Here is a 26348-nt window from a genome sequence, read left to right on the forward strand (position 1 = left end):
CGGCGGGGGCTCTGGCGCCGAAGGGCCCGGGACGCTAGCGCCCCGGGCCCTCCGGCACTCAGTCCTCGATGATCTGCTTCGCGACGCCCCAGACGACGAGGCCCACGGCGGCGGCGGCGCCGACCGCTCCGGCGATCAGCGCGGAGGGGTTCTGGCGGCGCACCACCTGGAGCTTGCGCTCGATCGTCCGCTGGGCGGTACGCACCTTGCGCGGCACGTTGACCTTGTACTCGATCGCGTCGAGGGTCGCGGCGAGCTCGGAGCGAGCGCGCTCGATGTCGGCCTTCAGCTGGCCGGGCTTCAGCTCCGCCGGGTCGACGAAGCGGGGCGTGGTGCTGCTGACGGATCGCTCAGTTGTCATAGCTGCCCACTCCCTTGAACGCCTGGACGTCCTTCTTGATGCTGTCGATCGAGTCCTGCGGCACCGGCGGCACGGCCTTCTTGATGGTGCGCACGCCGACGAGGGCGAGGATCACGGCCACCAGGAGGAAGAAGACCGTCACGATCAGCGCCGACAGCCAGGCCGGCAGCCAGGAGGCGATGCCGATGATCGCGAAGGCGACCAGCGTCGCCCACGCGGTCAGGAGGAGGAAGGCCGCGACCGCGAACAGGCCGACGGCCAGACCCGCGCTCTTCGCCTTGCCCGCCAGCTCGTTCTTCAGCGAGGCGACCTCGGCCTTGACGAGCTCGATCACGAGGCCGGGCAGGTCGCTGACCAGCTCTCCCAGTGATCGGGCGTTCTTGGGATTGCGTTCGTTCACCACGGGAGCTCCTCGAGGGTGGGACATGCCGGCCGGCGCGCGCCTGGCACGGCCGGAGGGATGAGCACTAGGCCCTGCTGGTGGAGGTGGACGTCGTCGACCCGCCGGAGCCGGCCGATGCCGCGGCCTCGTCGACCTTCGAGGCCGCCTTGCGGGCGGCGGCCGACGCCTCCGCGTCGCTCGCCCCCTGGGCCTTCCTGCCGCCGGACACGGCCTTGACGACCACCGAGCGCACGACCTCGTACGCCTTGTCCGAGACGCTGCTCAGCTGGGTCTTCGCGGCACCGCCGACGGCGCCCGCGACGTCCTGCACCGGCTGGGTCCGCCAGAAGCGGCCTGCCGCCGAGGCGATCTGCTCGTACCGCTTGCGGCCGGCGCGTGCTCCCAGCACGTACCCGGCTGCGGCTCCTGCCACGAAAAGAATCTTGCCCTTCACGCCTACTCCTCGTCCTGGGTCGCTCTCGCGATCGTCCACGCGGTCGGTGACCACTCGTGCCGGGGCACGCCGCACGCTCGCGCGGATGCCTGGGCCTAAGAGTAGCCGTCGGCGTCGCGGGCGTCGCTCGGCAGCCCGACTCCTTGACGCACCAGTCGGCGCCGGATAAGGGCGGCCGTCTCGGCGGCGTGCGGGAGCACCGAGGCGAGGCCCGTGCCCGCGATCCAGGTGCCGGTCACGGCGACTCCCTCGATCGGGAGGAGCGCCTCGCGGAACGCCTCCAGGTGCGCGCGGCGGCCCAGCGCCGCGGCGGGCCGGACGTTGGCCCAGCGCACCCGGGCGGAGTCGACGAGCGACGCCGGATCGAGGGCGAGTCCGAGCAGCGTCGAGGCGTCGAGCAGGGCGATCGCGGCCGCCTCGGCATCGGTGCGCCCCTCGAGCGGCGGGCGCTCGCCCGGGCGCCCGTAGGAGAGGCGCAGCACGTGGCGCCCGGGAGGGAGGGAGGCGGCCAGCCAGTCCCACTTCGCGGTCGCGTGCGTGATCGCCTTGGCCGTGACGTCGGTGGCGGTGGGCGCCACGAGCACACCGGAGCCGCGGGGGGCTGCGTCCAGGCGGGCGTCGTCGAGGACGAGGGTCACCAGCTCGACGGAGTCGTGGGGCGCCTCGTCTGCGCGCTCCGCGACGGCGGGAGCGAGGCCGGCGAGCAGCGCCCGGGCGTCGCGCTCCGGCGTCGAGACGATCACCGCTCGGGCGCTCAGAGTGCCGTCGGCGAGGGTCAGGACGAAGTCCCCGTCGGAGCCCTCGAGCCGCTGCACGGAGGCGCCGGTGCGGACCTCGCCGGAGAGGTAGTCGATCCGCTGGACCAGCGCGGCGACCAGGCGGTGCATCCCGCCCTCGAGCCCGCGGACCGCGACTCCGGCCGGGAGGTTCGCGCGGAGGGCGGCCACGGCCCGGGCGAGGGAGCCCGCGCGGGTGAGCGCGCCGTTCAGTCCGGGTGCGGCCAGGTCGACGTCGATGTCGTCCGGCCGGCTCGAGTAGACGCCGGAGACGACCGGCGCGACCAGGTCCTCGAGCACGCGCTCGCCCATCCGGGTGCGCACCAGCTCGGCGAGGGAGTGGGCGCGGCCGATGCGCAGCACGGGCATCAGGGTGTCGAGCCAGGCGCGCCAGGCGCCGCGGCGGCCGATCGCCCGCACGACGTCGGGGGCGAGCGGCGTGCCGGGAATGCCGAGGATTCCGGCCCGGGGCGACGGCACGGAGCGGCCGCCCGAGAGGTGCAGCCACGAGCCGTGCGTCCGGGGCTCGACGATCGACTCGGCGAGCGGGACGCCGTCGAGGGTCAGCGCGGCGAGCGCCCGCTCGACGTGGCCGCCCCGGGTGGCGAAGCTCTCGGCGCCCGCGTCGAGCGCGGCTCCGGCCAGGGCGAGCGAAGAGACGGAGCCGCCGACCCGCTCCCCCGCCTCGAGCACCACGACGCGCAGGCCGATGCGCAGGCACTCCGCGGCGGCGGCGAGCCCCGCCACTCCGCCGCCGACGACCGCGACGTCGTACGACGCGGCGTCGCGGGGGCGCTCCTCGCTCACGGCCGCCAGGCGTGCACGAACGCGACGAGGCGCGTGAGCACGTCGGGGTCGGTCTCGGGCGGTACGCCGTGGCCGAGGTTGAGCACGTGCGCGGGGGCGCTCAGGCCCCGGCGGAGCACGTCGTCGACGTGGGCCTCGAGGACCTCCCACGGCGCGGTCAGCAGGGCCGGGTCGACGTTGCCCTGCACCGGCACGAAGCCGCCGAGGCGGTGGTTGGCCTCGTCGAGCGGGATCCGGTAGTCGACGCCCACCACGTCGGCGCCGATGCCGTGCATCGCTCCGAGCAGCTCGCCGGTGCCGACGCCGAAGTGCACGATCGGGACGTTGCGGCGCGTCTCCCCGTGGTCGAACGCGAGGTCGCGCACGTGGACGAGGGCGCGCGCGGAGGCGGGAGCGACGTGGGTCGTGTAGTCCGAGAGCGAGAGCGCCCCGGCCCAGGAGTCGAAGAGCTGCGCGGCGCTGGCCCCGGCGAGCACCTGCGCGCGGAGGAAGCGGCCGGTGACCTCGGCGGTCCACTCCATCAGCTGGGCCCAGGCGGCGGGGTCGGCGTGCATCATCGTCCGCGCGCGCAGGTGGTCCTTGGACGGGCCGCCCTCCACCAGGTAGGCGGCCAGGGTGAAGGGAGCGCCGGCGAAGCCGATGAGCGGGGTGTCGACGAGACCCGCGACGGTCCGGCGCACGCCCTCGCGGATGGGCTCGAGCGTCTCGTCGAGCACGGACGGGTCGATCGAGGCGAGCTCGGCGACGTCGGCGGCCGTGCGCACCGGCTTCTCGAGCACCGGACCGCGCCCGGGGACGATGTCGACGCCGACACCCGCGAGCCGCAGCGGGATCACGATGTCGCTGAAGAAGATGGCCGCGTCCACTCCATGGCGCCGCACCGGCTGCAGGGTGATCTCGCTCGCCAGCGCCGGGTCGAGGCAGGCGTCGAGCATCTTCGTGTCGGTGCGCAGGGCCCGGTACTCCGGGAGGCTGCGGCCGGCCTGGCGCATGAACCAGACGGGCGTCCTCTCGCCCCGCTCGGAGCGGTAGGCGCGCAGGAGCAGCGAGTCGGCCGTGCGGCCGGCGGAGAGGGGGTGCAGCGGATCGAGCAGGCCGTCGGTGGGGGAGGTCACCGCGGCATTATTCCAGGCGCATCCGTGCATTCCTCCCCAGTCCGGGGACCCCGCCCCGCAGAGCGCGCGTAGACTGACGTGGTGCTTCTGTGTCTGACGGCGTCGCACAAGAACGCCAGCTTCGATCTCCTCGAGAAGCTCTCCGTCGACTCCTCCGCCGTGACCGCGGCCCTCTCCGAGGGGATCGACTTCGTCTCCGGAGCCGTCGTCGTCGCGACCTGCAACCGCTTCGAGGCCTACCTCGACATCGAGGAGCCGCTGACCGCCGCGCAGGCCGTCGCCGTCGAGGCCGCCACCGCCGCCGTCAGCGCCGCGACCGGCGTCGAGCAGGACGAGCTGCGCGGGAGCGTCGACGTCGTGTCGGGCGACCGGGTGGCCGAGCACCTCTTCGCCGTCTCCAGCGGGCTCGAGTCCGTCGTGGTCGGCGAGGGCGAGATCGCGGGCCAGGTCCGCCGGTCCCTCGAGGAGGCTCGCCGCCTCGGCACCACCTCCTCCGAGCTCGAGCGGCTGTTCCAGCGCGCCTCGCAGACCTCGCGCGGCATCAAGAACCGCACCGGCCTCGGCAGCGCCGGCCGCTCGATCGTGCGCCTCGCGCTCGACCTCGCCGCGAGCCGCGTCACCGACTGGCGGGCCGCCCGCGTCCTCCTCGTCGGCACCGGCAGCTACGCGCGGGCGACCGTCGCGGCCCTGCGCGACCGCGGAGTGGTCGACATCGCCGTGCACTCCCCCTCCGGCCGCGCCGAGGGCTTCGCCGCCCGCCGCTCGCTCCGGCCCATCGCCGCCTCCGATCTCGCGCTCGAGGCGGTCTCGGCCGACATCGTCATCACCTGCACCACGACCCAGGAGCCGGTGCTCGACGCCGCCCTGCTCGCCGCCGGGCGCCTCCAGGGCTTCTCCCGCGAGCGCCAGCTCGTGATCGACCTGGGCCTGCCGCGCAACGTCGCCTCCGACGTCACCTCGGTCGCCGGCGTCGAGCTCCTCGACCTCGAGACGATCAGCCTGCACGCGCCTCTCGATGTGCTCGACGCGTCGCAGCAGGCGCGCGCCCTCGTCGACAAGGCGGCCCGGAAGTTCTCGGACGTCGCCGACGAGAAGAGCCTCACTCCGGCCGTCGTCGCCCTGCGCGCCCACGTGTTCGACGCGCTCGACGCCGAGATCGAGCGGGCCCGCTCGCGCGGCGACGAGGACGGCCGCACCGAGCAGGCGCTCCGCCACCTCGCCGGCGTCCTGCTGCACACTCCGAGCGTCCGCGCCCGCGACTACGCGCGCGCCGGAGCCGAGGAGGCGTACCTCACCGGGCTCGAGGCGCTCTTCGGCATCGAGGTCCCGGCCGAGCCCGCCGCCGCGCGCCCCGACGCGGACGCCGCCACCGCGTGAGCCTCCGGCTCCCCTTCGACGCGGAGCCGCTGCGCTCGGCGCCGCTGCTCACCGAGCGCCTGCTCCTGCGTCCCCTCGGACCGGAGGACGCCGAGGACCACGCGCGCTACCAGGGCGACGCCGACGCCGTCCGGTTCCTCCGCTGGCCGGTGCGCACCCCCGAGGAGTCGCGGGCGCACCTGCAGCGCCGCCTCCCCTCGACACGGCTCGCCGCCGACGGCGATGTGGCCGTGCTGGCGATCGTCCCCCGGGAGGGCGTCCTCGCCGGGCGGATGATCGGCGACCTCACGCTCATCGCGACGTCCGCCGAGCAGGAGGCGGTCGAGATCGGCTGGGTGCTGCACCCGGAGGCGCAGCGGCGCGGCTACGCGACCGAGGCCGCCCGGGCGCTGCTCGACCTCGCGTTCGACACCGTCGGCGCGCACCGCGTGATCGCGCAGCTCGACGCTCGGAACACCGCGTCCGCCCGCCTCTGCGAGCGCCTCGGGATGCGCCTCGAGGCGCACCACCGGGAGGACGAGTTCTGCAAGGGCGAGTGGACCTCGACCCTCGTCTTCGCCCTGCTCGCCCGCGAGCGCTGACCGCAGGGCCGGCTGGTCCGCGCCCGGCGGGACGCCGCCGGCCGTCCGGTCGGCGGCGTCCCAGGAGGAGCGTCAGGCCCCGCGGAGCCCGGTGAAGAGGTACGACTCGAGCTGCTCGAGCGGGATGCGCTCCTGCTTCATCGTGTCGCGGTCGCGGACGGTCACGGCGTCGTCCTCGAGCGAGTCGAAGTCGACGGTCACGCAGTACGGGGTGCCGATCTCGTCCTGGCGGCGGTAGCGGCGGCCGATCGCTCCGGAGTCGTCGAAGTCGACGTTCCAGAGCTGGCGCAGCTGGTCGGCGACGCGGCGCGCGAGCGGGGAGAGCGCCTCGTTGCGCGAGAGCGGCAGCACGGCCACCTTCACCGGCGCCAGGCGCGGGTCGAGGTGCAGCACGGTCCGCGTCTCGACCTTGCCCTTGGCGTTCGGCGGCAGCTCCTGCTCCTCGTAGGCGTCGACGAGGAACGCCATGAGCGCGCGGGTGAGACCGAACGACGGCTCGATCACGAACGGCACGTAGCGCTCGTTCTTGTTCTGGTCGAAGAACGAGAGGTCCTTGCCCGAGTGCTCGATGTGCGTCTTGAGGTCGTAGTCGGTGCGGTTCGCGACTCCCATCAGCTCGCCCCACTCGCCCGAGGCGAAGCTGAAGCGGTACTCGATGTCGACGGTGCGCTTCGAATAGTGGGAGAGCTTGTCCTTCGGGTGCTCGTACTGCCGGATGTTCTCGGGGTTCATCCCGAGCCCGACGAACCAGTCCCAGGCGAGCTGCATCCAGGTCTCCTGCCACTCCTCGTCCGTGCCGGGCTCGACGAAGAACTCGAGCTCCATCTGCTCGAACTCGCGGGTGCGGAAGATGAAGTTGCCGGGGGTGATCTCGTTGCGGAACGCCTTGCCGATCTGGCCGATGCCGAAGGGCGGCTTGCGACGGGCGCTCTGCAGCACGTTCGCGAAGTTGGTGAAGATGCCCTGGGCGGTCTCGGGACGCAGGTAGTGCAGCCCCGACTCGTCGTCGACGACGCCGAGGTAGGTCTTCATCAGGCCCGAGAACTGCTTGATCTCGGTCCACTGGCCGACCTTGTCGGGGTGCTCCGGGTCCGGGATGTCGGCGAGGCCGTTCACGGGCGGGTGGCCGTTGACCTCCTCGTACTTCTCGAAGAGGTGGTCGGCGCGGTAGCGCTTGTGGGTGATCAGCGACTCGGTCAGCGGGTCCGAGAAGACGCCGACGTGTCCCGAGGCGTGCCAGATCGCCGTGGGCAGGATGACCGCGGAGTCCAGGCCGACGACGTCGCCCCGGCCCTGCACGAAGGTCTTCCACCACTGGCGCTTGATGTTCTCCTTGAACTCCACGCCGAGCGGCCCGTAGTCCCACGCGGAGCGGGTGCCCCCGTAGATCTCACCCGAGGGGAAGACGAATCCCCTGTGCTGCGCGAGGGTGATGACTTTGTCGAGGGTGGTGGGTTCTGCCACGGGTTGCTCCTCAGCTGTTCGGGCGCACGGGGCCCCGGCGCGCGCCGGCTGCGCGCGTCCTTCTGGTGTGCCCCCATGCTAGCCGCGGGGGCGCCGAGCCGGTCCGCCCGCGGCGGGCATGATGAGCGGATGAGCACCCTTCCGCCGATCGTCGTGTCCGCCGTCGCCGTCCTCCGCGACCGGCACGTCCTGATGGTCACGGCGCGGGGCCGCGACGTCCTCTACCTCCCCGGCGGCAAGGTCGACGAGGGCGAGAGCGGGATCGAGGCGGCGGCCCGCGAGGCCCGCGAGGAGCTCGGCGCCGTCGCGCTCGGCCTCGAGCCCCTGTTCACCGTCCGCACCCAGGCGCACGGCGAGCCAGAGGGGCGGGAGGTCCACATGAGCGTCTTCGCCGCCGAGCTCGACCGCGAGGCGCGCCCGAGCGGCGAGATCGACTCTCTGCACTGGGTCGACGGCTCCGATGCGGGCCGCTGCCCGCCCGCCGGGGTCGAGACCCTCCGGCTGCTGCGCGGTCTCGATCTCGTCGACTGACCCTCCGGCGCCGGGCCGACCGTGGGGCGGCTAGCCTCGTGGCGTGGAGACGAGACGGCGTGCACGGGACCGGTCGAGCGCGGAGGAGCCGGACCGGCTCGAGCCGGTGCGGCTGGAGGCGGCCGTGCCCATCCTGCGGATCTTCTCGGTCGCCAAGGCGGGCGAGTTCTACGTCGACTACCTCGGCTTCGAGGTGGACTGGGAGCACCGCGCCGCGCTCGACGCCCCCCTCTACCTGCAGGTGTCGCGCTCGGGGCTCCGCCTGCACCTCAGCGAGCACCACCGCGACGGCAGTCCCGGCGCCGCGGTGCACGTCGCCCTCCGCGGTGTCCGCGAGCTGCACGCCGAGCTCGACGCGAAGGCGTACCCCTACCTCAACCCGCGGATCACCCGCACGCCGTTCGGCTTCGCGCTCGACGTGATCGATCCGTTCGGCAACCAGCTGCGCTTCGCGGAGCCGGCCCCGGTGCCGCGCCTGCCCTGATCGGTGCGCGGGCGGGTGCTTGTACAACCTGAGCGCCGACTGATCAACCGTTCACCGGCCGTCCATGCACTTCGGAGTCCCATCCTTTAGCGTGGCTCCGATGGCTTCACGGGGGACGATCGAGCGGCCGGACACGGCCCGGGCAACGGGACGGCAGCGCCGACCGCGGCTCCGCTTCATGGAGGCCGCACCGCTGGCGACGGGCCTGCTGGGCTCGATCGCGATCCTCCTCGGCTCGCTCGGCGTGGGCTACCTGCCCGCCGGCTCGCCCATCCGCGACTGGCCTCTCGTCGCCTCCATCCGCGCCACGGGCTGGCTCACCGAGTCCAGCGGCGCCCTCGTCGTGGGCGGCGGGATGCTGCTGCTGATCGCGTGGCTGCGCCTGCGCACGGTCGCGCTCGCGGCGGGCCCCGGCTCCGTCCGCACCATCGTGGTGGCGGCCCTCGCCTGGACCGCTCCGCTCCTCGTGACGGTGCCGCTGTTCAGCCACGACATGTTCTCCTACGTGGCGCAGGGTCGCCTGATGACCCAGGGCATCGACCCCTACACCCATGGCGTCGCGACGCTCCCCGGCTGGTTCGACCTCGGCGTCGACCCGCTCTGGGCCGACACGCCCACGCCCTACGGGCCCCTCTACCTCCTGATCGAGCGCACCGCCGTGCAGTTCGCGGGCTACGGCGCACCCGAGCTCTCGATCGCGATGCTCCGCGCCGTGTCGGTCGCCGGCGTCGCCGTCATGGCCGTCTACGCGCTCCGCCTGGCGCGCCTGCGCGGCCTCTCGGTCCCGCTCACCGCCTGGACGATCGTCGCCAACCCGCTGACCCTCGTGCTCTTCGTCGTCGCCGGCCACAACGACTCCGTGATGCTGGCGCTCATCCTCGCGTCGCTCTACTACGCCCAGACCGACCGGCGCATCGCCGCCGTCGTGCTGATGGCCGGAGCGATCGCGATCAAGCCGATCGCCGTGATCGCGCTCCCCGTGCTCGCGCTGCTGTGGCTGCGCCACGACGCGACGTGGCGCGAGCGCGCCCGCGGCTGGCTCTGGACGGGCGCCGGAGCGCTCGGCCTCGTGGTCGCCGTCGGGCTGCTCGCGGGCGTCGGGGTCGGCTGGGTCGCGGCGATGGTCGTGCCCGGCTCGATCCTGCACTGGTACGCGCCGATGTCGTTCGTCACGGTCTCGGTCTCCCGCGCCGTCGAGTTCACCGGTCACGACCCCGCCGCGGCGATCGCCGTGGTCAAGATCCTCGCGCTCGGGCTCGCCGGCCTGATCGCCGCGCGCCTCATGCTGTCGCGGCGCTCCATCGATCCGCTCGCCCGCCTGTCCGGCGCGCTGCTCGCGTTCGTGACGGCGTCGACCGCCATCCACCCCTGGTACGCCCTCTGGATCCTGCCGATCGCCGCGCTCGCGCGCCCGTGGAGCCGCTCCCACGTGCACCTGGCGGTCTACGCGTCGATCTTCCTCATGTGCGTCACGCTCGCCGAGCCGATCGACGGCGGAGGCGGCACGATGGACCAGATCCCGGCGCGGGTCGCGACGATCGCCGCGATCGCCGTGGTCGGGATGTACGTCCTCCTCGGCTACACGGACGAGGAGCGGGTCGAGGGTCTGCCCCTCGTGCGCGCGCTGCCGTTCGGCTCCGTGATCCTCGCCCGCCTCAGCGGCGGCCGCCTGGTCGACGCCCGGATGGCCGCCACGCGCCTGCGCGACTAGCCGGAGCCGCGGCTCAGGAGTCGGACTCGTCGCTCCGACGGCGGGTGCGGCGGTCGAGTGCGGCCTGTGCCGTCTCAGCGGCCGAGTCCGGGGAGCCGACCGGTCCGGTGGGACCGGCGAGGGTGCTCGAGAGCGACGACAGCCAGCCGGAGTCGTCGCGGCCGGCGTTCAGCGCCTCCGAGAAGAGGGGGAGGTCGCTGCGGGCGGCGTGGATCGCGTAGGACTCGCGGGAGAACCCGTTGTCGGGGACGACCGGCGTCCGGCGGGACGCGCGCGTGGAGTCCGGGGCCTGCTCCTGTCGTGCAGCGTTCGACACCTGCTCCTGGGCGGACTGCTCCTGGGCGGACTGCTCCTGGGTGGACTGCTCCTGGGCGGACTGCTCTCGGCGGGCGTCGCGCTCGTCGCGCTCATTGCGCGGGGTGCTGCTGTCGTGGTCCACGGCGGTCCTCCTGCTCTCCGCCCCGAGCGGAGGGGCAGGCGCCGCGATGACGGGGCGGCGCCCGGTCAGGCTACCCCTCGTTCAGGGCGTGGCGTCGTCGGCGGCCCCTGATCGTGGCGCGGGGCGCCAGACGACCAGCTCGGTCCGGCGCTGCGCGCGCGTGCCGTGGCGCAGAGTGACCACGTCCCCCTCGAGTCCGGCGGCGAACACGCGGCGGCCCGGCCGGTTCAGGAGCTCGTCGGCGAGGGCCGCCTCCAGCTCGCGCACCCGCTGCGAGAGCGACTGCACCTGGTTCTCGAGCTGCAGGATGCGCGCGATGCCCTCGAGAGAGACGCCCTCGGAGGAGAGCCGGGCGACCTCGCGCAGCTGCACCACGTCGCGCATCGAGTAGCGGCGCGATTTGCCCGCGGTGCGGGTCGGGCTCACGAGCCCGAGCCGGTCGTACTGCCGCAGGGTCTGCGGGTGCATCCCCGCCAGATCGGCGGCGACGGCGATCGCGAAGACGGGCGTGTTCTCGTCCATGTCTCCTCCTCCGACCGGTCGCGCCGATCCGGTGCTAGTAGCGGGCCTTCTCCAGGATGTCCTCGCGCGGGTCCTCGTCCGGCTCGGCGGCGGCGTAGGCCTCGAGGGCCTCACGGGCAGCGGCGGACAGGTGGCTCGGGACGGCGACCTGCAGGACGGCGAGCAGGTCGCCCGTGCCCTTGAGGGTCGTGACGCCGCGGCCCTTCACGCGCAGGACGCGGCCGCTCGGGGTGCCTGCGGCGACCCGGAGCTTGACGGGCTCGCCGCCGAGGGTCGGCACCTCGATCGTCGCGCCGAAGGCCGCCTCGACGAAGGTCACGGGGACCGTCACGCGCAGGTTCAGCCCGTCGCGCTCGAACACCGGATGCTTGCGCACCGAGACGGTGAGCACCAGGTCGCCGGGATCACCGCCGTCCGGGCTGGGGCGGCCCTTGCCGCGGACGCGGATCTTCTGGTCGTCGGCCACGCCGGCCGGGATGCGCACCGAGAGGGTGCGCCCGTCGCCGGTCTGCAGCTGGACGGTGTCGCCCCGGGTCGCGGTGCGGAAGTCGATGGTGGTGCTGGCGGTGACGTCGGCGCCCTTCTGCGGGCCGCCGAAGCCGCGGTAGCCGCCGCTGGGCTGGCCGAAGCGGCTGCCTCCGCCGCCGAACATGCCGCCGAGGATGTCCTCGAAGCCGGGCGGCGGGCCCTGCTGGGTGCTGTAGGAGGTGCGCCCGCCCTGGCCGAACATGCCGCCGAAGACGTCGTCGAACCCTCCGGGCTGGCCGCCCGCGGTGAAGCGCGCTCCGCCGCCCATGGCGCGGATCTGGTCGTACTCCTTGCGCTGCTCGGCGTCCGAGAGCACGGTGTACGCCTCGCTGATCTCCTTGAAGCGCGCCTCGGCCTTCGCGTCCCCCGGGTTGGAGTCGGGGTGGAACTGGCGGGCGAGCTTGCGGTAGGTCTTCTTCAGGTCCGCGGCGGAGACGTCCTTGGACACGCCGAGGACCTTGTAGAAGTCCTTGTCGAACCAATCCTGGCTGGCCATGTGCCTCTTCCTGTGTCGAATGCGGCGAGGGACCCCGCCCCGGTCCGGCAGCGTGCTGCCGAGCGGGGCGGGGTCCTCCGCGGTGGTGGTGCCGGTGGCGGTGTCAGTCGGCGGGGACTGCCACGACCACCTTGGCGGCCCGCAGGAGCGAGCCTCCGAGGTAGTAGCCCGCCTCGACGACGTCCGCGACCGTGGAGGTCTCGGCGCCGGGGGTGGGCTGCTGGAAGATCGCCTCGTGGATGTTCGGGTCGAACAGGTCGCCCACGGCGCCGGTCTTCACCAGGCCGAGCTTCTCCACTCCGCCGCGCAGCTTCTGCGCGATGGCCGTGAAGGGCCCGCCCTCGGCGAGGTCGCCGTGCTTCTCGGCGCGGTCGAGGTCGTCGAGCACGGGGAGGATGACCTTCACCGCGTCGCCGATCGCCCGCTCCTTGTCGACCTGGCGGTTGGCCTCGGTGCGCTTGCGGTAGTTCGCGTACTCCGCGGTCACCCGCTGGAGATCGGCGAGGTGCTCGGCCGCGAGCGTCTCGGCGCTGGACTGTCCCGAGAGGAACGAGAGGTCGGCGTCCGAGAGGCTGGTCTCGACGTCGGGCCCCTCGGCCTCGATGAGGCCCTCCTGGTCCTGGGCGTCCTGCGCCGCCTCGGCTCCCGCCTCGCCGCCGGTGACCGGCTGCTCCTCGGGGAGGTCCTGGGGCTCGTTCTCGGCTGCCATGGCTACTTCGTGTCCTTCGGCTCGTCCTCGTCGATGACCTCGGCGTCGACGATGTCCTCGTCGTCCTTCTTGTCACCGTCGGCCGGAGCGTCCGCGGGGGCGCTCTGCGCGGCCTGGTCCTGGGAGTAGATCGCCTGGCCGATCTTGGTCTGCGAGGCGTTGAGGGCGTCGAACGCGGTCTTGACGGCCGCGTCGTCGTCGCCGGCGAGCGCGGTCTTCAGCGCGTCGACGTCTCCCTGCACCTCGGACTTGACGTCCTCGGGCAGCTTGTCCTCGTTGTCCTTGATCAGCTTGTCGATCGAGTACGCCAGGGTCTCGGCGTTGTTGCGGATCTCGGCGGCCTCGCGGCGGGCCTTGTCCTCGGCGGCGTGCTCCTCGGCCTCACGGACCATGCGGTCGATGTCGTCCTTGGGCAGCGACGAGCCGCCCGTGATCGTCATCGACTGCTCCTTGCCGGTGCCCTTGTCCTTCGCGGACACGTGGACGATGCCGTTGGCGTCGATGTCGAAGGTGACCTCGACCTGCGGGATGCCGCGCGGGGCCGGCGCGATGCCGGTCAGCTCGAACGTGCCCAGGTTCTTGTTGTCGCGGGTGAACTCGCGCTCGCCCTGGAAGACCTGGATAGCGACGGACGGCTGGTTGTCGTCGGCCGTGGTGAAGGTCTCGGACCTCTTGGTCGGGATCGCGGTGTTGCGCTCGATGAGCTTGGTCATGATCCCGCCCTTGGTCTCGATGCCCAGCGAGAGCGGGGTCACGTCGATCAGGAGGACGTCCTTGCGCTCGCCCTTGAGGACGCCGGCCTGCAGCGCGGCGCCGACGGCGACGACCTCGTCCGGGTTGACGCCCTTGTTGGGCTCCTTGCCGCCGGTGAGCTTCTTGACGAGCTCGGCCACGGCCGGCATGCGGGTCGAGCCGCCGACGAGGACCACGTGAGCGATGTCCTCGACCTTGACGCCCGCCTCGGCGATGACGTCGGTGAAGGGCTTGCGGGTGCGCTCGATCAGGTCGCTGGTGAGCTCCTCGAACTTGGCGCGGGTGAGCGTCTCGTCGAGGTTCGCCGGGCCGTTCTCGGTGAGCGAGAGGTAGGGCAGCTGGATGCTGGTCGAGGTGCTCGAGGAGAGCTCCTTCTTCGCCTGCTCCGCGGCCTCCTTGAGGCGCTGGCGAGCGATCTTGTCCTTCGAGACGTCGACGCCGGTCGAGTCCTTGAAGCGCTTGACCAGGTGGTCGACGACGCGCTGGTCCCAGTCGTCGCCGCCGAGGCGGTTGTCGCCCGAGGTCGCGCGGACCTGGATGGTCGAGAAGTCGTCGTCCTTGCCCACCTCGAGGAGGGAGACGTCGAACGTTCCGCCGCCGAGGTCGAAGACGAGGATGAGCTCGTCCTCCTTGCCCTTGTCGAGGCCGTAGGCCAGCGCGGCCGCGGTGGGCTCGTTGATGATGCGCAGGACGTTGAGGCCGGCGATCTCGCCGGCGTCCTTGGTCGCCTGGCGCTCGGCGTCGTTGAAGTAGGCCGGGACGGTGATGACCGCGTCGGTCACCTTGTCGCCCAGGTACTGCTCCGCGTCGCGCTTGAGCTTGCCCAGGATGCGGGCCGAGATCTCCTGCGGGGTGTACTTCTTGTCCTCCACGCCGAAGGTCCAGTCGGTGCCCATGTGGCGCTTGACCGACGCGATGGTGCGGTCGACGTTGGTGACGGCCTGGCGCTTCGCGGTCTCGCCGACGAGCACCTCCCCGTCCTTGGTGAACGCCACGACGGACGGCGTGGTGCGGAAGCCCTCGGCGTTGGCGATGACGGTGGGCTCGCCTCCCTCGAGGACGGCCACGACAGAGTTGGTGGTTCCCAGGTCGATGCCTACGGCACGGGACATATGCGTTGTTCTCCTTCGCGATCGGCGTCGCGCGGGCGGCTGCCGGTCAGTTGACGGGTGGTGCGGAATCCTCTGCGGGAGTTGAGCCCCGCACGCTCAAGTTTACGCATCCGTCGTCTCGCGTCAAGTCCGGAGGCGAGAAGTTGAGTCGCATCGGCTCAACTCTCAGACTCGTGGGTCCCGCGGCTTCCGGCCGTTCACCTCCTCCCCCTACGGTGGGCCCATGACGACGCGCACCGGCCGCTGGCCCGTCCTCGCCTGGGGCCTGTGGGACTGGGGCGGCTCGGCCTTCAACGCGGTGGTGACCACCTTCGTCTTCACCGTCTACCTGACCACCGACGGGCTCTTCGGCACCTCGAGCGGAGTCTCGGCCGCGCTCGGCTGGTCCCTCGCCGGCGCCGGCGTGGTCGTCGCCGTGATCGCGCCGATCACCGGCCGCCGGGCCGACCTCGGCGGGCGCCGCCGGCTCTGGCTGGGGATCCACTCCGCCGTCGTCGTCCTCTGCATCCTGCTGATGTTCCTCGTGCGCCCCGACCCGGCCCTCCTCTGGCTGGGACTCGGACTGCTCGCGGTCGGCACGGTCTTCTTCGAGTTCGCGAGCGTCAACTACAACGCGATGCTCCTCCAGGTCTCGACCCGGGCGACCATCGGCCGCGTCTCCGGCTTCGGCTGGGGCATGGGCTACGTGGGCGGGATCGTCCTGCTGCTGATCGTGTACTTCGGCTTCATCTCGCCCGAGGTCGGGCTCTTCGGAGTGACGGGGGACGACGGCCTCGACGTGCGCGTCTCGATCCTGGTCGCCGGCGTGTGGTTCGCCGTCTTCGCCCTCCCGGTGCTGGTCGCGGTGCCGGAGACGCCGGCGCGCGCGAGCCGGGCGGAGCGCGTCGGCGTGATCGCCTCCTACCGCGCGCTCTTCGCGCAGGTCGCCGCCCTCTGGCGCGAGAGTCGCAGCACGGTGGCCTTCCTCATCGCCAGCGCGGTGTTCCGCGACGGGCTCACCGGGGTCTTCACCTTCGGCGGCGTGCTGGCGCAGGGCACCTTCGGCTTCGACGCCGGCGAGGTGATCCTGTTCGCCATCGCCGCGAACGTCGTGGCCGGAGTGGCGACCATCTCGGTCGGCGCGCTCGACGACCGCATCGGCCCCAAGGCCGTGATCGTCGCCTCGCTCATCGGCCTGGTCGTCTGCGGCACCGCCGTCTTCGTCCTGCACGACGGGGGGAGCACGGTGTTCTGGATCTTCGGCCTGCTGCTGTGCCTGTTCGTCGGCCCGGCGCAGTCGGCGAGCCGCAGCTACCTGGCCCGCCTCATCCCGGAGGGACGCGAGGGCGAGATCTTCGGCCTCTACGCGACCACCGGGCGGGCGGCCTCGTTCCTCGCGCCCGCCGCCTTCGCGGCCGCCGTCTCGATCGCCGCGGCCGTCTCGGGCAGCGGCGAGGCGAACGTGCAGTACTGGGGCATCCTCGGGCTCGTCCTCGTCCTCGCCGTGGGGCTGGTGCTGCTCCTGCCGGTGCGCCGCCCGCCGGCCACCGCCCCCGTCGTGCCGGAGCCGCGGCTCGCTCCGCCCGCCCGCCGGGACTGACGGGGCCCGGTCCGCGGAGACGCGGGCGAGGCCTCTCCCCGCGCGCCGCCGACCGCGGATCAGACCGTGGCGATCCAGAACACGATCAGCAGGAGCGTGACGAGGAAGCCGGTCAGGAAGTTCAGCGCGAGGAAGCGCTTCCAGCCCGCGTTCGCCCGCTCCGCCTCGGCGTCCTCGAGCGACCGGTACGGCCAGATGCTCACCGCGTACGGCACCGCGAGGATCGCCGCGAGGGTCCCCGGCCAGGGCAGCAGGAGCAGGAGCAGTCCGCTCGCGACGTAGGCGCCGATGGCGAAGCGCGTGGTCGCCTTCGCCCCGATCACGGTCGCGATCGAGCCGATGCCGCCCGCGCGGTCGGCCAGGATGTCCTGCACCGCGCCGAAGGCGTGGCTCGCGATCCCCCAGAGGAAGAACGCCACGAGCAGCGCCACCAGAGGTCCGGTGACCACGGTGCCCGCGAGGGCGATCCCGTAGACGGCCGGGCTGACGAAGTGGGTCGCCGAGGTCAGCGAGTCGACGAACGGGCGCTCCTTGAAGCGGAGCCCCGGCGCACTGTAGGCGATCACGGCGAAGACGCTGATCGCGAGGACCAGCCACGAGACCGGTGACCCGAGCAGCACGAGCGCCACCAGGAACGGCACGTTCGTGGCCACCGCCGCGATGAGCGTCGCACGGTGCTCGCTCCGGTCGAGCACGGCGCCCTCGACGCCGCCCTTGCGGGGGTTCCGCAGGTCGGACTCGTAGTCGAAGACGTCGTTGATCCCGTACATCGCGAGGTTGTAGGGGATGAGGAAGTAGATCGTGCCGAGCACGAAGGCGAGGTCGATCTCGCGGGTGGTCAGCAGGTACGCCGCCGCGAACGGGTAGGCGGTGTTGACCCAGCTCAGCGGGCGGCTCGAGACGAACAGCGCGCGCAGCCGGTTCACGGCTCGCTCCGACGACGCGAGGGCAGGAGCACCCAGAGCGCCGGGAGGGCGAGGGCCGCGGCGATCGCGTAGGCGAAGTCCTCGATCGGAGCGACACCGATCCGGATCCCCGAGATCAGGTCGTCGTCGTAGGCGACCAGCAGGCCCACTCCGATCATGATGTTGTCGAAGACGGCGGTCATCACCAGCAGCACGGCGAGCGTGCCGAGGACGGCGGGCAGGCGCAGGACGCGTCGGCGCAGCGCGAGCAGCAGCAGCACCAGCACCACCGCGAGGAACACGGCGTTGAGGAGGAGGTAGGTCACGCGCGCGCCTCCGCCCGCCGGGCGACCCGCTGCGAGAGGAAGCCGTGCACATCCATCGTCAGGTAGCAGAGCAGGGTGAGGAAGAGGACCTCCTCGACCGGGAGCTCCGGCGCGATCTGCAGGCCGGTCATGTAGGAGGTCTCGCCGCGGAAGAAGACGCCCAGGCCGATCCCGACGAGGTCCCAGACCAGGAAGAACGCGACTCCCACGGGCAGCACGATCGCCGCGCGTCGCGCGTCCGCCCAGAAGAACAGTCGGAAGCGGCGGTCGAGCACGATCATCCCGGTGATCGAGACGAGGAGCGCGAGCAGGTAGAGGATCCCCACGCCTACTCCCCCACGGCGACGGGCGCGACCGGAGCCGACGGCGCCTCCCGCACGGGCAGCGGCTCGGTCGACACGTCGCCGCGCACGCGCTTGAGCATGACCTCGGCGCTGATGATGCACATCGGCAGGCCGATGCCGGGGATCGTGGAGCTGCCGGCGAAGAGCAGGCCGTCGACGTGCCGGCTGACGTTCCCGGCGCGGAAGAAGGCGCTCTGCGAGAGGACGTGGGCCGGTCCGAGCATCGAGCCGCGCCAGGCGCCGAGGTCGCTCTCGAAGTCGGCCGGGCCGATGGTGCGGCGGACGACGATCCGCTCGGCCAGGTCGGTCGCGCCGGTCCAGGACGCGATCTGCGCGATGGCCTGGTCGGCGATGGCCTCGACGCGCGCGTCGCCCGCGCCGTCGACTCCGCCGTGGCCGATCGAGGTGTCGGCCGGGATCGGCACGAGCACGAACAGGTTCTCGTGCCCCTCCGGAGCCGTGCTCGCGTCGGTCGCGCTCGGGCGGCAGACGTAGATCGACGCGGGATCGGGGACGGTCGGGTGCTCGCCGAAGATCTTGTCGAAGTTGTCGCGCCAGTCCTTCGTGAAGAGCAGGGTGTGGTGCTCGAGCTCGGGCAGCTCCCCGCGCACGCCCAGGAGGACGAGGACGGCGCTCGGGCCCGGCTCGCGCTTCTCCCAGTAGGCGGGCGGGTAGGTCCGCAGCTCCTCGGGGAGGAGCGACTGCTCGGTGGTGAAGAGGTCGGAGGCGTTGACGACCAGGTCGGCGGGGATCCGCTCCGTGCCGTCGGGGCCCGTGAACTCGACTCCGACGACCTCGGCGCCGCGGCGTCCGCCGCGGGGCGAGCGGGCGGTGAGGATCCGCGTCGCGGGCGAGGACGTGCGGACGGTGACGCCGGCCTCCTCGGCGACGTCGGCGACCGCCTCGATCAGCTTCGTGAATCCGCCCATCGGGTAGAGCACGCCGTCGGCGAGGTCGAGGTGGCTCATCAGGTGGTACATGCTCGGCGCGGCGAACGGCGAGGAGCCGAGGAAGACGGCCGGGTAGCCGAGGATCTGGCGCAGCCGGTTGTCGGTGACCGCCGTCGCCGCGAACGTGTCGAGCGGCGTGAGCAGCAGGCGGCCGAGCCTCCCGGTCCGGCTGAGCACGTCGCGGCGCAGCAGCGGGAGGAAGGACGAGAAGCTCGTGTAGAGGAAGCGGCGCTTGGCCATCTCGTAGGTGTCGCGCGCGGAGTCGAGGTACCCGCGCATCCGCTCGCCCGCTCCGGGCTCGATGCTCTCGAAGAGCGCGAGGTTCGACTCGAGGTCGGCGAGCACGTCGATCGGCTCGTCGACACCCTCGCTGTAGACCCGGTAGCCGGGGTCGAGCGTGACGAGGTCGAGGCGCTCCTCGGCGCTGGTGCCCATCAGGCGGAAGAAGTGGTCGAACACCTCGGGCATCAGGTACCAGGAGGGACCGGTGTCGAAGCGGAAGCCCTCGTGCTCCCACGAGCCGGCGCGGCCGCCGACGGCCTCGCGCGCCTCCAGGAGGGTCACGTCGTAGCCGTCGCGCGCGAGCAGCGCGGCGGAGGCGAGCCCGCCGATCCCCCCGCCGATGACGACGGCGCGGTGCGGGCCGGTCCTCGAGCGGGTCGCGCGGACGGGGCCGGGGCCCAGGCGCGGGCCGAGCGTCGACACGGCCGCCTTCGCCGCGAGCGCCGCCTTGGCGGCCGTGGGCACGCTGACGCGGGCGCGGAGGAGCTCCTCGGCGGGCGTCGCGCGGATCCGGTCGGCCAGGGCGGCGAAGAGGGAGTGGGCGAGCAGGACCGCGCGCCGGCTCGAGCGCGGGAGCTCGGGCACGATGGCGGCGGCCTCGGCGAGGTCGTCGTCGAGGTCGGCGAGCAGCGAGGCCTTGTCGCGCTCGGAGAACGCCCGCGGGTCGACTCCGGGGAAGTAGCTGCGGCCGAGGCCGTCGACGTCGGCGGCGAGATCGCGGAGGAAGTTGACCTTCTGGAACGCGGCGCCCAGGCGGCGCGCTCCGGCCACGAGCCGCGCGCGGGCGGTCTCGGAGACGAGCCCCGCGTCCGGCGCCGCGAGGAACACGTGCAGGCACATCAGCCCGACGACCTCGGCGGAGCCGTAGACGTAGGCCTCGAAGGACTCGGGGGTGTGCTCGGTCTCGCGGAGGTCGGCGCGCATCGACGCGAAGAACGGCCTGGTGAGCTCGGTGCCGAATCCGGTCGCCCGCGCGGTCCGCGCGAAGGCGTGGATCACGAGGTTGGAGCTGTAGCCGGAGGCGAGCGCGCGCTCGGTCTCGGCCTCGAAGGCGTCGAGGGACTCCTCCACCGCGGCCCGGTCGAGACGGGCCTCCTCGGCGACGCCGTCGACGATCTCGTCGGCGACGCGCACGAGGGCGTAGACGTCCTCCACCCGCTCGCGGACGCCCGGGGCGAGCAGGCGCGTGGCCAGCCCGAAGGAGGTGGAGTAGCGGCGGATCACCTGCGCGGACGACTCGTGCGCGACGCGGTCGTACAGTTCGCTCTGGCGGCTCATCGTGCCACCGTACGGGGGCTCGGCCGGGCGGAGCGCATCGTCGCGCGCATCCGCGCGTGGCGGACAGCGCTCATCGGGTGCGCCCGACCACGCTGGCCACCAGCGGGCGGACCTCGTTGCGGAACGCCTCCGACACCGCGGGCGTCTCCAGCGCCGCCCAGGCGCGGTCGGCGAACTGGTTCGCGAGCCCCTCGGCGTAGCTGCGGGCGCCGCACTCCTCGAGGATGCCGCGCACCTTCTCCGCGGTCTCGGGCGCGAGGTGCTCGTCGCCGATCAGCGCCTCGATGTCGGGCCAGCAGTCCGTGCCGGCCGCGTGGGCGATGAGGACGGTGCGCTTGCCCTCGCGGAGGTCGCCCAGCGTGGTCTTGCCGGTCTGCCCCTCCGAGCCGAAGACCCCGAGCAGGTCGTCGACGATCTGGTAGGCGATGCCGATCCAGCGGCCGAACTCGCCGAGCGCGTCCACCGCGGCGTCCGAGGCTCCGGCGAGGATCGCTCCGGCCTGCAGCGGCGCCTCGAACGAGTAGACGGCCGTCTTGAGGCGCTCCATCTCGAGCACCTCGTCGACCGAGGGCATGCCCGGCATGAGGGAGAAGTCCACATCGGCCAGCTCACCCGCGGCAGAGGCGAAGACGGCCTCGTCGAGCAGGGTGAGCAGGCGGGCCCGCACGCCGTCGGAGGCGCCGACGCCCTCGACGAGGCGGTGGGCGCCGGTGAGGGCGAGGTCCCCGGCGATCACGGCCACCGAGGTGCCCCGGTGCTCGGCGATCGGGATGGAGAGGCCCGCGGTCGTCGCCTCGTCGCGGTAGCTGCCCGAGACGTTCGGGCCGCCGCGGCGCACGAAGTCGCGGTCGATCACGTCGTCGTGCACGATCAGCGCGGTGTGCAGCAGCTCGAACGCCGCGCCGAGATGGGCGGCGGCCTCCGGATCCTGGCCGCCGTGGGCCTCGTACGCCGAGATCACCATCAGCGGGCGGAAGCGCTTGCCGCCGCGGGTGTTGGCCTCCAGCGTCTGCCAGAGGGTCAGGTAGCGGGGTCCGAGACGCACCGCCCGGGACCTCGCCAACGAGAAGAACCTGTCCAGGACGGCATCGACGTGCTCCTGCCTCAACCGGGACAGAACCACGGGGTCGCGCGTATCCACGTGGGAAGGCTAACAAAGGGGAGAACCAGGACGATAAGCCGGCTGATGTGTTGCGGCGTGCTTGACTTGCGGGTATGACTTCGCCAGCCGCCACTGTGCAGACGGACCGGATCGAGCAGGTGGTCCTCCTCGACGAGGCCGGGAACGCCGTGGGGGTCGCCGACAAGGCGACCGTGCACGACACGGCCACCCCCCTGCACCTCGCGTTCTCCTGCCACGTCTTCTCCCCGGACGGCGCACTTCTGGTGACCCGCCGCGCACTCGAGAAGCGCACCTGGCCGGGCGTCTGGACCAACTCCTTCTGCGGGCACCCCGCCCCGGGCGAGCGGATCGAGGACGCCGTCGTCCGCCGGGCCGAGCGCGAGCTCGGCGCCCGGCTGGCCACGCTGGAGGTCGCCCTGCCGGACTTCCGCTACCGCGCGGTCGACGCGTCCGGCGTCGTCGAGAACGAGATCTGCCCCGTCTACACGGCGACGCTGTCGAGCCGCGACGCCCTCGATCCGCGCCTCGACGAGGTCATGGACTACGAGTGGGTCGACGCCGAGGCGACGCTCGCCGCCGTCCGCTCGACCCCCTGGGCGTTCTCCCCCTGGCTCGTGCTGCAGCTCCCCCGCCTGCTGGGCTGACCCCCGCGCCCTGATCCCTGCGCCGGCGTCAGTCGGTGTAGACGTCCGTGCGGTGGAAGTTGAGCGCCGAGCGCGACGCGGTCGGACCGCGCTGGCCCTGGTACCGCGAGCTGTACTCCGCCGAGCCGTAGGGCTTCTCGGCGGGCGAGCTGAGGCGGAAGAAGCACATCTGGCCGATCTTCATCCCCGGCCAGAGCGTGATGGGGAGCGTCGCGACGTTGCTGAGCTCGAGGGTGACGTGGCCGGTGAAGCCCGGATCGATGAACCCGGCGGTCGAGTGGGTCAGCAGCCCGAGCCGTCCGAGCGAGCTCTTGCCCTCGAGGCGCGCCGCGATGTCGTCCGGCAGCGACACCTCCTCGTAGGTCGAGCCGAGCACGAACTCTCCCGGGTGGAGGATGAACGGCTCGCCCTGGGGCGTCTCGACCAGGCGGGTCAGCTCGGGCTGGTCCTCGGCCGGATCGATGTACGGGTAGCGGTGGTTGTCGAACAGCCGGAAGAAGCGGTCGAGGCGCACATCGACGGACGACGGCTGCAGCATCGACGGATCGTGCGGGGCGAGCCCCACGCGGCCGGAGGCGAGTTCGAGCGAGATGTCGCGGTCGGAGAGGAGCACGCTGCGATCCTAGGGCGTGGCGCGACCCCGGGGCGTGGGCCGGCTCCGGGCCTTGCTACGATGTCCTGGTGCGCCCGAGCGGCGCCGCGCGAGTGTAGTTCAATGGTAGAACTTCTGCTTCCCAAGCAGATGGCGCGGGTTCGATTCCCGTCACTCGCTCTCCTCCCTCCCCTCGTCTGCGGCCGGTCCTCCGGCCCGACGCGAGCGGCTCCTCCTCCGGCGCTGCAGCGGCGTCCGTCAGCGCGGCGGCGTCCGTCAGCCCAGCGGTGTCCGTCAGCCCAGCAGCGGCAGCCGCCCGACGATCCTGTCGATCCGGTTCCTCGGCCCCACCAGGCTGACCGCGACGTACTGCAGCTCGTCGGAGCCGCTCGCCGCCACCGCCTCCCGGTACTCGTCGTACACCCGGGTGGCCTGCGCCGACGCGGGCATGTCGGCGACGAACGTCCCGTCGTGCGCCTCGGCCTTCGCGCGGATCGCGAGCAGGGTCGCCGCGTCGGCGGCGAGGACCGTGCAGCCGGCCCACGGCAGACCGGGATGCAGCGATCCGGACGCGTCGGCGGGGCTCGGTCCGAGCAGCCCCGCGACGTGTGCGGCCGTCGCGGCGCCCACGCAGATCGCGGCGTTCACGGCGCGGCCGGCGGGGAGGGACTCCTCGACGACGACCACCCACTTGAGGCGGGCCGAGCGGGTGGGCGCGGCGGTGTCGATCTCGTCGGGGTGGAAGCCGACGGCGTCGGGGGCGGGGATGGTCATGGTGCTCCTCGGTTCGTGCGAAGTGACGTCACGAACAGTAGGCAGGAGGGCTCCCCTTCGGCAGGATCTCCGTATGAACGACCAGCAGAACGGCCCAGGAGCGGCACTCGACGAACTCGACGTCCGGATCCTGCAGGTCCTGCAGTCGGATGCACGGATCACGAACCGTGACCTCGCAGCCGCCGTGCACGTCTCGCCGACCACCGCCCTCGACCGCACGAGGAGCCTCCGGCGCCGCGGCGTGATCACCGGCGCGACGCTCACTCTCGACTTCGCGGCCCTCGGGCGCGGCGTGCAGGCGCTGATCGCGGTCCGCATCCGTCCGCCGTCGCGCGAGATCATCGAGGCCTTCCGCGACTGGGTCGCCGGCCTCGACGAGACGGTCGGCGTGTTCGTCACCTCCGGCTCGGAGGACTTCATCATCCACGTCGCCGTTCGCGACAACCAGGACCTCTACGCCTTCGTCATCGACGAGCTGACGCAGCGCCGCGAGGTCGCCGACGTGCGCACCTCGGTCGTCTACGAGCACCTGCGCGAGCAGGTCGTCCTGCCGCTGGAGCCGCACGGCCGAGCGCATGGACACGGGTGATGAAGATAAAGTTACAGTGAAGAGCTTCCACTGAAAGAAAAGAGGTGCTCGTGGCCAAACGATCCGTACCGCCCCGCCCGGTCGTGGCCGACGCGCTCCTGCTGCTGGGGCAGCTCGTGCGCGAAGCCCGGCTCCGGCACCGGTGGACTCGGGAGGAGCTCGCCGTCCGCGCCGGAGTCTCGACCCCCACCGTCGCAGGCATCGAGGCAGGGGCACCCGGCACCGCGGTCTCCACCGTCTTCAGCGTCGCCGAGCTGGTCGGCGTCCCGATCTTCGGCATCGACGACCCGGTCGAGCTGGCCCGTCGCCGCCGCTCAGGCGAGGAGAAGCTGGCGCTCCTCCCCTCGCGCATGCGGCGTCGCACGACCGACGAGCTCGACGATGCCTTCTGACCGCGTCTACGTCTGGACCTGGCTCCCCGGGTCCGAAACCCCTGTCGTGGCCGGAGCCGTGGAGCAGCGGGGCGACCGCTTCCCCTTCGTCTACGCCGCCTCCTATCGATCCCTCCCCGGGTCGATCAGCCTCTACGGGCCTGAGCTCCCGCTCCGCGAAGGGACCATCGAACCGCGCGACGGGCTCGTCCTGGCCGGAGCGCTGCGCGACGGCAGCCCCGACGGCTGGGGACGGACCGTCATCGACGAGCGTCGGGGAGCTCGCGATCGGGGGCTGACCGAACTGGAGTACATGATCGCCTCCGGCTCGTCGCGGTTCGGGGCGCTCGACTTCCAGGAGTCCCCGACCGAGTACACACCCCGGGAGGACCGTTCATCGCTGGACGAGCTGCACGAGGCCGCCGATCGACTGGAGGCCGGGCTCGCCCTCTCGCCCGCTCTCGACGCGGCACTCCTCCGCGGCACCAGCATCGGCGGTGCCCGACCGAAGGCCACTCTCCTCGACGACGCCGGAGTCGAGCACATCGCCAAGTTCTCGGCGAGCAGCGATCGGACCTTCCAGGTGGTGAACGCGGAAGGCGCCGCCCTCGCGCTCGCCCGCCGCGCCGGTCTGGACGTCGCACGGAGCCGTGTCGTCTCCTCGCTCGGAAAGGACGTCCTGCTCGTCCAGCGGTTCGATCGAGAGGGCCGCCGGCGCCGCCACGCGGTCTCCGCCCTCACCATGAGCGGCGAGAGCGAGTGGACCGCGCGATACGTGTCCTATCCGGAGGTGCTGGACGTCCTGCGGCGGCACGGGCCGGCGGGAGTGGATCCCGGTCCTGAGCTGTTCGCGCGGATCGCCTTCAACATGGCGATCAGCAACTCCGACGACCACGCACGCAATCACGCGGCGTTCTGGGACGGTCGACACCTGACTCTGACGCCCGCGTACGACCTCGCCCCCGGCAATCGGTCCGGCGAGACAGCCACTCAGGCCCTCGCCTACAGCCGCGACGGCGAGAAGCGCGCGAACTTCGCCTCCCTCATGAAGTCCGCACCCGTGTACGGACTCGACCGCGCGGAGGGTCGGGCGGTCGTCGAGAGGACCATCGAGGCGGTCGTGGACGGCTTCGATGACGCGGTCGAAGAGGCGCGCGTCCCCGAGCGCGATCGCGAGCTGCTGCGGGGCCACCTGTTCCTCAACCCCGGCGTGCTCCACGACCTCTCGGACGTCGTGATCGGCTGGACCGCCGGCACGCCCGGCGGATCCGACGCGACACGCCGGGCGGATCCGCGGCAGCGCGCAGGATCGCGGGACGCAGAGGGCAGGGTGGAGGGGTGACAGAGCTCGTCCAGATCCCGTCGCCGGGCGTCGCCCTCGAGTACGGGCACCCCGGCCGGCCCGTGGTGGTCGTGCTGCACGACGTCTTCGGGCGCCTGCCGTGGCTGGAGCCGTTCGCCGAGGCCGTGGCGAAGCACGGCTACCACGTGCTCGTGCCCGACCTCTACGACGGCTGGGCCACGCTCGCCCCGGAGGACGCGCGCGACCTCGCCGCGATGGCCGCGCAGGACCGCACCCTCGCCGCCGTCGCCGAGGCGGTCGGCACCGGAGTCGCGGCCGGGGCGCCGCGCAGCGCCGTCATCGGCTTCGGCTTCGGCGGCCGCCTCGGGCTGCTCGCCGCGGGCACCGGGCTCGTGGACGCGGTGGTCGCGTACTACGCCACCCTCGGTGCGGAGGAGCACGTGCTGGTCCCGTGCCCCACCCTCCTGCACTACGCGCAGAGCGACGAGTGGCCCGCGGGCGACGACCCGGAGTCGTTCGTCGGACGGCTGAAGGAGTCGGGGACGCCGGTCACGGCGCACACCTACCCGGACACGCAGCGGCACTTCGCGAACGGCAACCTGCGCGACGCGGTCAGCCCCGCCTCCGCGGCGCTCGCCTACGCGCGGACGCTCTCGTTCCTCAATCCGCAGCTCATCGACACCTGA

At 72.5% G+C, this 26348-nt stretch carries 29 protein-coding genes and 1 tRNA gene; 12 read left to right on the top strand and 18 right to left on the bottom strand.

Features of this window, described 5'->3' with window-relative positions; translation table 11 throughout:
- Positions 1 to 58 precede the first annotated feature (58 nt).
- The 5 genes from C5C59_RS09750 to hemE form a co-directional block, all read right to left on the bottom strand.
- Positions 59 to 361 carry a DUF3618 domain-containing protein gene (locus C5C59_RS09750; RefSeq protein WP_104222879.1) on the bottom strand — a complete coding sequence of 101 codons (303 nt, stop codon included), beginning with the start codon at positions 359 to 361 and terminating at the stop codon, positions 59 to 61.
- Complete coding sequence (locus C5C59_RS09755; RefSeq protein ID WP_244229489.1) at positions 351 to 761, bottom strand: phage holin family protein; 411 nt, start codon at positions 759 to 761, stop codon at positions 351 to 353. Before C5C59_RS09755 ends, C5C59_RS09750 begins: the two co-directional genes overlap by 11 nt.
- Before the next feature lie 67 nt (positions 762 to 828).
- On the bottom strand, positions 829 to 1176 hold the full coding sequence (locus tag C5C59_RS09760; protein WP_146076886.1) for a YtxH domain-containing protein: 348 nt from the start codon (positions 1174 to 1176) through the stop codon (positions 829 to 831).
- A 116-nt stretch (positions 1177 to 1292) separates the two neighbouring features.
- Complete coding sequence (locus C5C59_RS09765; protein WP_258062692.1) at positions 1293 to 2780, bottom strand: NAD(P)/FAD-dependent oxidoreductase; 1488 nt, start codon at positions 2778 to 2780, stop codon at positions 1293 to 1295.
- A complete protein-coding gene (hemE, locus tag C5C59_RS09770; RefSeq protein ID WP_104237623.1) occupies positions 2777 to 3925 on the bottom strand; it encodes a uroporphyrinogen decarboxylase in 1149 nt (382 codons plus the stop codon). The genes C5C59_RS09765 and hemE overlap by 4 nt, the downstream gene beginning before the upstream one ends.
- Before the next feature lie 51 nt (positions 3926 to 3976).
- Between hemE and C5C59_RS09775 the strand changes: the two genes are divergently transcribed.
- The gene (locus C5C59_RS09775; RefSeq protein ID WP_104237673.1) at positions 3977 to 5272 is read left to right on the top strand and encodes a glutamyl-tRNA reductase; all 1296 of its coding nucleotides are present in this window, start codon (positions 3977 to 3979) and stop codon (positions 5270 to 5272) included.
- The gene (locus C5C59_RS09780) at positions 5269 to 5853 is read left to right on the top strand and encodes a GNAT family N-acetyltransferase (protein WP_258062693.1); all 585 of its coding nucleotides are present in this window, start codon (positions 5269 to 5271) and stop codon (positions 5851 to 5853) included. Before C5C59_RS09775 ends, C5C59_RS09780 begins: the two co-directional genes overlap by 4 nt.
- A gap of 72 nt (positions 5854 to 5925) precedes the next feature.
- On the opposite strand, the gene C5C59_RS09785 is transcribed toward C5C59_RS09780, so the two are convergent.
- Positions 5926 to 7317, bottom strand: coding sequence for a glycine--tRNA ligase (locus tag C5C59_RS09785; RefSeq protein ID WP_104226140.1), 1392 nt, complete (start codon positions 7315 to 7317; stop codon positions 5926 to 5928).
- Positions 7318 to 7446: 129 nt separating this feature from the next.
- Between C5C59_RS09785 and C5C59_RS09790 the strand changes: the two genes are divergently transcribed.
- The 3 genes from C5C59_RS09790 (at position 7447) to mptB (ending at position 10043) form a co-directional block, all read left to right on the top strand.
- Entirely contained in the window at positions 7447 to 7848 is a 402-nt protein-coding gene (locus C5C59_RS09790) for an NUDIX domain-containing protein (RefSeq protein WP_104237622.1), read from the top strand.
- A gap of 43 nt (positions 7849 to 7891) precedes the next feature.
- Positions 7892 to 8332, top strand: a complete 441-nt coding sequence (locus C5C59_RS09795; protein ID WP_208543318.1) for a glyoxalase superfamily protein — start codon at positions 7892 to 7894, stop codon at positions 8330 to 8332.
- 100 nt (positions 8333 to 8432) lie between these two features.
- Entirely contained in the window at positions 8433 to 10043 is a 1611-nt protein-coding gene (gene mptB / locus C5C59_RS09800) for a polyprenol phosphomannose-dependent alpha 1,6 mannosyltransferase MptB (protein WP_146082798.1), read from the top strand.
- Between the two features lie 13 nt (positions 10044 to 10056).
- Here the strand turns inward: mptB and C5C59_RS09805 are convergent, their stop codons facing one another.
- From C5C59_RS09805 to dnaK, 5 genes are all read right to left on the bottom strand, one after another.
- Positions 10057 to 10482 (bottom strand): hypothetical protein, encoded by a 426-nt coding sequence (locus C5C59_RS09805; protein ID WP_104237620.1) that lies wholly within the window; start codon positions 10480 to 10482, stop codon positions 10057 to 10059.
- An 81-nt stretch (positions 10483 to 10563) separates the two neighbouring features.
- Positions 10564 to 11004, bottom strand: a complete 441-nt coding sequence (locus tag C5C59_RS09810; RefSeq protein ID WP_104237619.1) for a heat shock protein transcriptional repressor HspR — start codon at positions 11002 to 11004, stop codon at positions 10564 to 10566.
- Between the two features lie 34 nt (positions 11005 to 11038).
- Positions 11039 to 12028 carry a DnaJ C-terminal domain-containing protein gene (locus C5C59_RS09815; RefSeq protein ID WP_104237618.1) on the bottom strand — a complete coding sequence of 330 codons (990 nt, stop codon included), beginning with the start codon at positions 12026 to 12028 and terminating at the stop codon, positions 11039 to 11041.
- A 103-nt stretch (positions 12029 to 12131) separates the two neighbouring features.
- Positions 12132 to 12737 (bottom strand): nucleotide exchange factor GrpE, encoded by a 606-nt coding sequence (locus C5C59_RS09820; RefSeq protein WP_104237617.1) that lies wholly within the window; start codon positions 12735 to 12737, stop codon positions 12132 to 12134.
- Positions 12738 to 12739: 2 nt separating this feature from the next.
- A complete protein-coding gene (gene dnaK / locus C5C59_RS09825) occupies positions 12740 to 14602 on the bottom strand; it encodes a molecular chaperone DnaK (RefSeq protein ID WP_104222890.1) in 1863 nt (620 codons plus the stop codon).
- Positions 14603 to 14825: 223 nt separating this feature from the next.
- Between dnaK and C5C59_RS09830 the strand changes: the two genes are divergently transcribed.
- Positions 14826 to 16181, top strand: coding sequence for an MFS transporter (locus tag C5C59_RS09830; RefSeq protein WP_104237616.1), 1356 nt, complete (start codon positions 14826 to 14828; stop codon positions 16179 to 16181).
- 59 nt (positions 16182 to 16240) lie between these two features.
- On the opposite strand, the gene C5C59_RS09835 is transcribed toward C5C59_RS09830, so the two are convergent.
- From C5C59_RS09835 to C5C59_RS09850, 5 genes are all read right to left on the bottom strand, one after another.
- Positions 16241 to 17107, bottom strand: coding sequence for a prenyltransferase (locus C5C59_RS09835; protein ID WP_181133417.1), 867 nt, complete (start codon positions 17105 to 17107; stop codon positions 16241 to 16243).
- On the bottom strand, positions 17104 to 17412 hold the full coding sequence (locus tag C5C59_RS17245) for a lycopene cyclase domain-containing protein (protein ID WP_104222893.1): 309 nt from the start codon (positions 17410 to 17412) through the stop codon (positions 17104 to 17106). Before C5C59_RS17245 ends, C5C59_RS09835 begins: the two co-directional genes overlap by 4 nt.
- Positions 17409 to 17738 (bottom strand): lycopene cyclase domain-containing protein, encoded by a 330-nt coding sequence (locus tag C5C59_RS09840; RefSeq protein WP_104222894.1) that lies wholly within the window; start codon positions 17736 to 17738, stop codon positions 17409 to 17411. The genes C5C59_RS17245 and C5C59_RS09840 overlap by 4 nt, the downstream gene beginning before the upstream one ends.
- Before the next feature lie 2 nt (positions 17739 to 17740).
- Complete coding sequence (gene crtI / locus C5C59_RS09845; protein ID WP_104237614.1) at positions 17741 to 20266, bottom strand: phytoene desaturase family protein; 2526 nt, start codon at positions 20264 to 20266, stop codon at positions 17741 to 17743.
- A gap of 70 nt (positions 20267 to 20336) precedes the next feature.
- Positions 20337 to 21311 (bottom strand): polyprenyl synthetase family protein, encoded by a 975-nt coding sequence (locus tag C5C59_RS09850; RefSeq protein ID WP_244229492.1) that lies wholly within the window; start codon positions 21309 to 21311, stop codon positions 20337 to 20339.
- A gap of 170 nt (positions 21312 to 21481) precedes the next feature.
- Here C5C59_RS09850 and idi point away from each other — a divergent pair, with 170 nt between their 5' ends.
- The gene (idi, locus tag C5C59_RS09855; protein ID WP_104222897.1) at positions 21482 to 22033 is read left to right on the top strand and encodes an isopentenyl-diphosphate Delta-isomerase; all 552 of its coding nucleotides are present in this window, start codon (positions 21482 to 21484) and stop codon (positions 22031 to 22033) included.
- A gap of 28 nt (positions 22034 to 22061) precedes the next feature.
- Here idi and dcd read toward each other — a convergent pair whose 3' ends face one another.
- A complete protein-coding gene (gene dcd, locus C5C59_RS09860; RefSeq protein WP_104222898.1) occupies positions 22062 to 22646 on the bottom strand; it encodes a dCTP deaminase in 585 nt (194 codons plus the stop codon).
- Between the two features lie 88 nt (positions 22647 to 22734).
- Between dcd and C5C59_RS09865 the strand changes: the two genes are divergently transcribed.
- Positions 22735 to 22805 (top strand) — tRNA-Gly (locus C5C59_RS09865).
- 114 nt (positions 22806 to 22919) lie between these two features.
- Here C5C59_RS09865 and C5C59_RS09870 read toward each other — a convergent pair.
- Positions 22920 to 23399, bottom strand: coding sequence for a DUF2000 domain-containing protein (locus tag C5C59_RS09870; protein WP_104237613.1), 480 nt, complete (start codon positions 23397 to 23399; stop codon positions 22920 to 22922).
- Between the two features lie 73 nt (positions 23400 to 23472).
- Between C5C59_RS09870 and C5C59_RS09875 the strand changes: the two genes are divergently transcribed.
- From C5C59_RS09875 to C5C59_RS09890, 4 genes are read left to right on the top strand one after another with little or no spacing between them, the layout of a single operon-like run.
- The gene (locus C5C59_RS09875) at positions 23473 to 23988 is read left to right on the top strand and encodes an Lrp/AsnC family transcriptional regulator (RefSeq protein ID WP_104237612.1); all 516 of its coding nucleotides are present in this window, start codon (positions 23473 to 23475) and stop codon (positions 23986 to 23988) included.
- A 50-nt stretch (positions 23989 to 24038) separates the two neighbouring features.
- Positions 24039 to 24380, top strand: coding sequence for a helix-turn-helix transcriptional regulator (locus tag C5C59_RS09880; protein WP_104237671.1), 342 nt, complete (start codon positions 24039 to 24041; stop codon positions 24378 to 24380).
- Positions 24370 to 25701, top strand: a complete 1332-nt coding sequence (locus tag C5C59_RS09885; protein ID WP_104237611.1) for a type II toxin-antitoxin system HipA family toxin — start codon at positions 24370 to 24372, stop codon at positions 25699 to 25701. The genes C5C59_RS09880 and C5C59_RS09885 overlap by 11 nt, the downstream gene beginning before the upstream one ends.
- Positions 25698 to 26348: a dienelactone hydrolase family protein gene (locus C5C59_RS09890; protein WP_104237610.1), complete on the top strand. Its 651-nt coding sequence runs from the start codon at positions 25698 to 25700 to the stop codon at positions 26346 to 26348. Before C5C59_RS09885 ends, C5C59_RS09890 begins: the two co-directional genes overlap by 4 nt.

It is taken from the genome of Rathayibacter sp. AY1F4, assembly GCF_002931775.1.
Taxonomy (GTDB): domain Bacteria; phylum Actinomycetota; class Actinomycetes; order Actinomycetales; family Microbacteriaceae; genus Rathayibacter.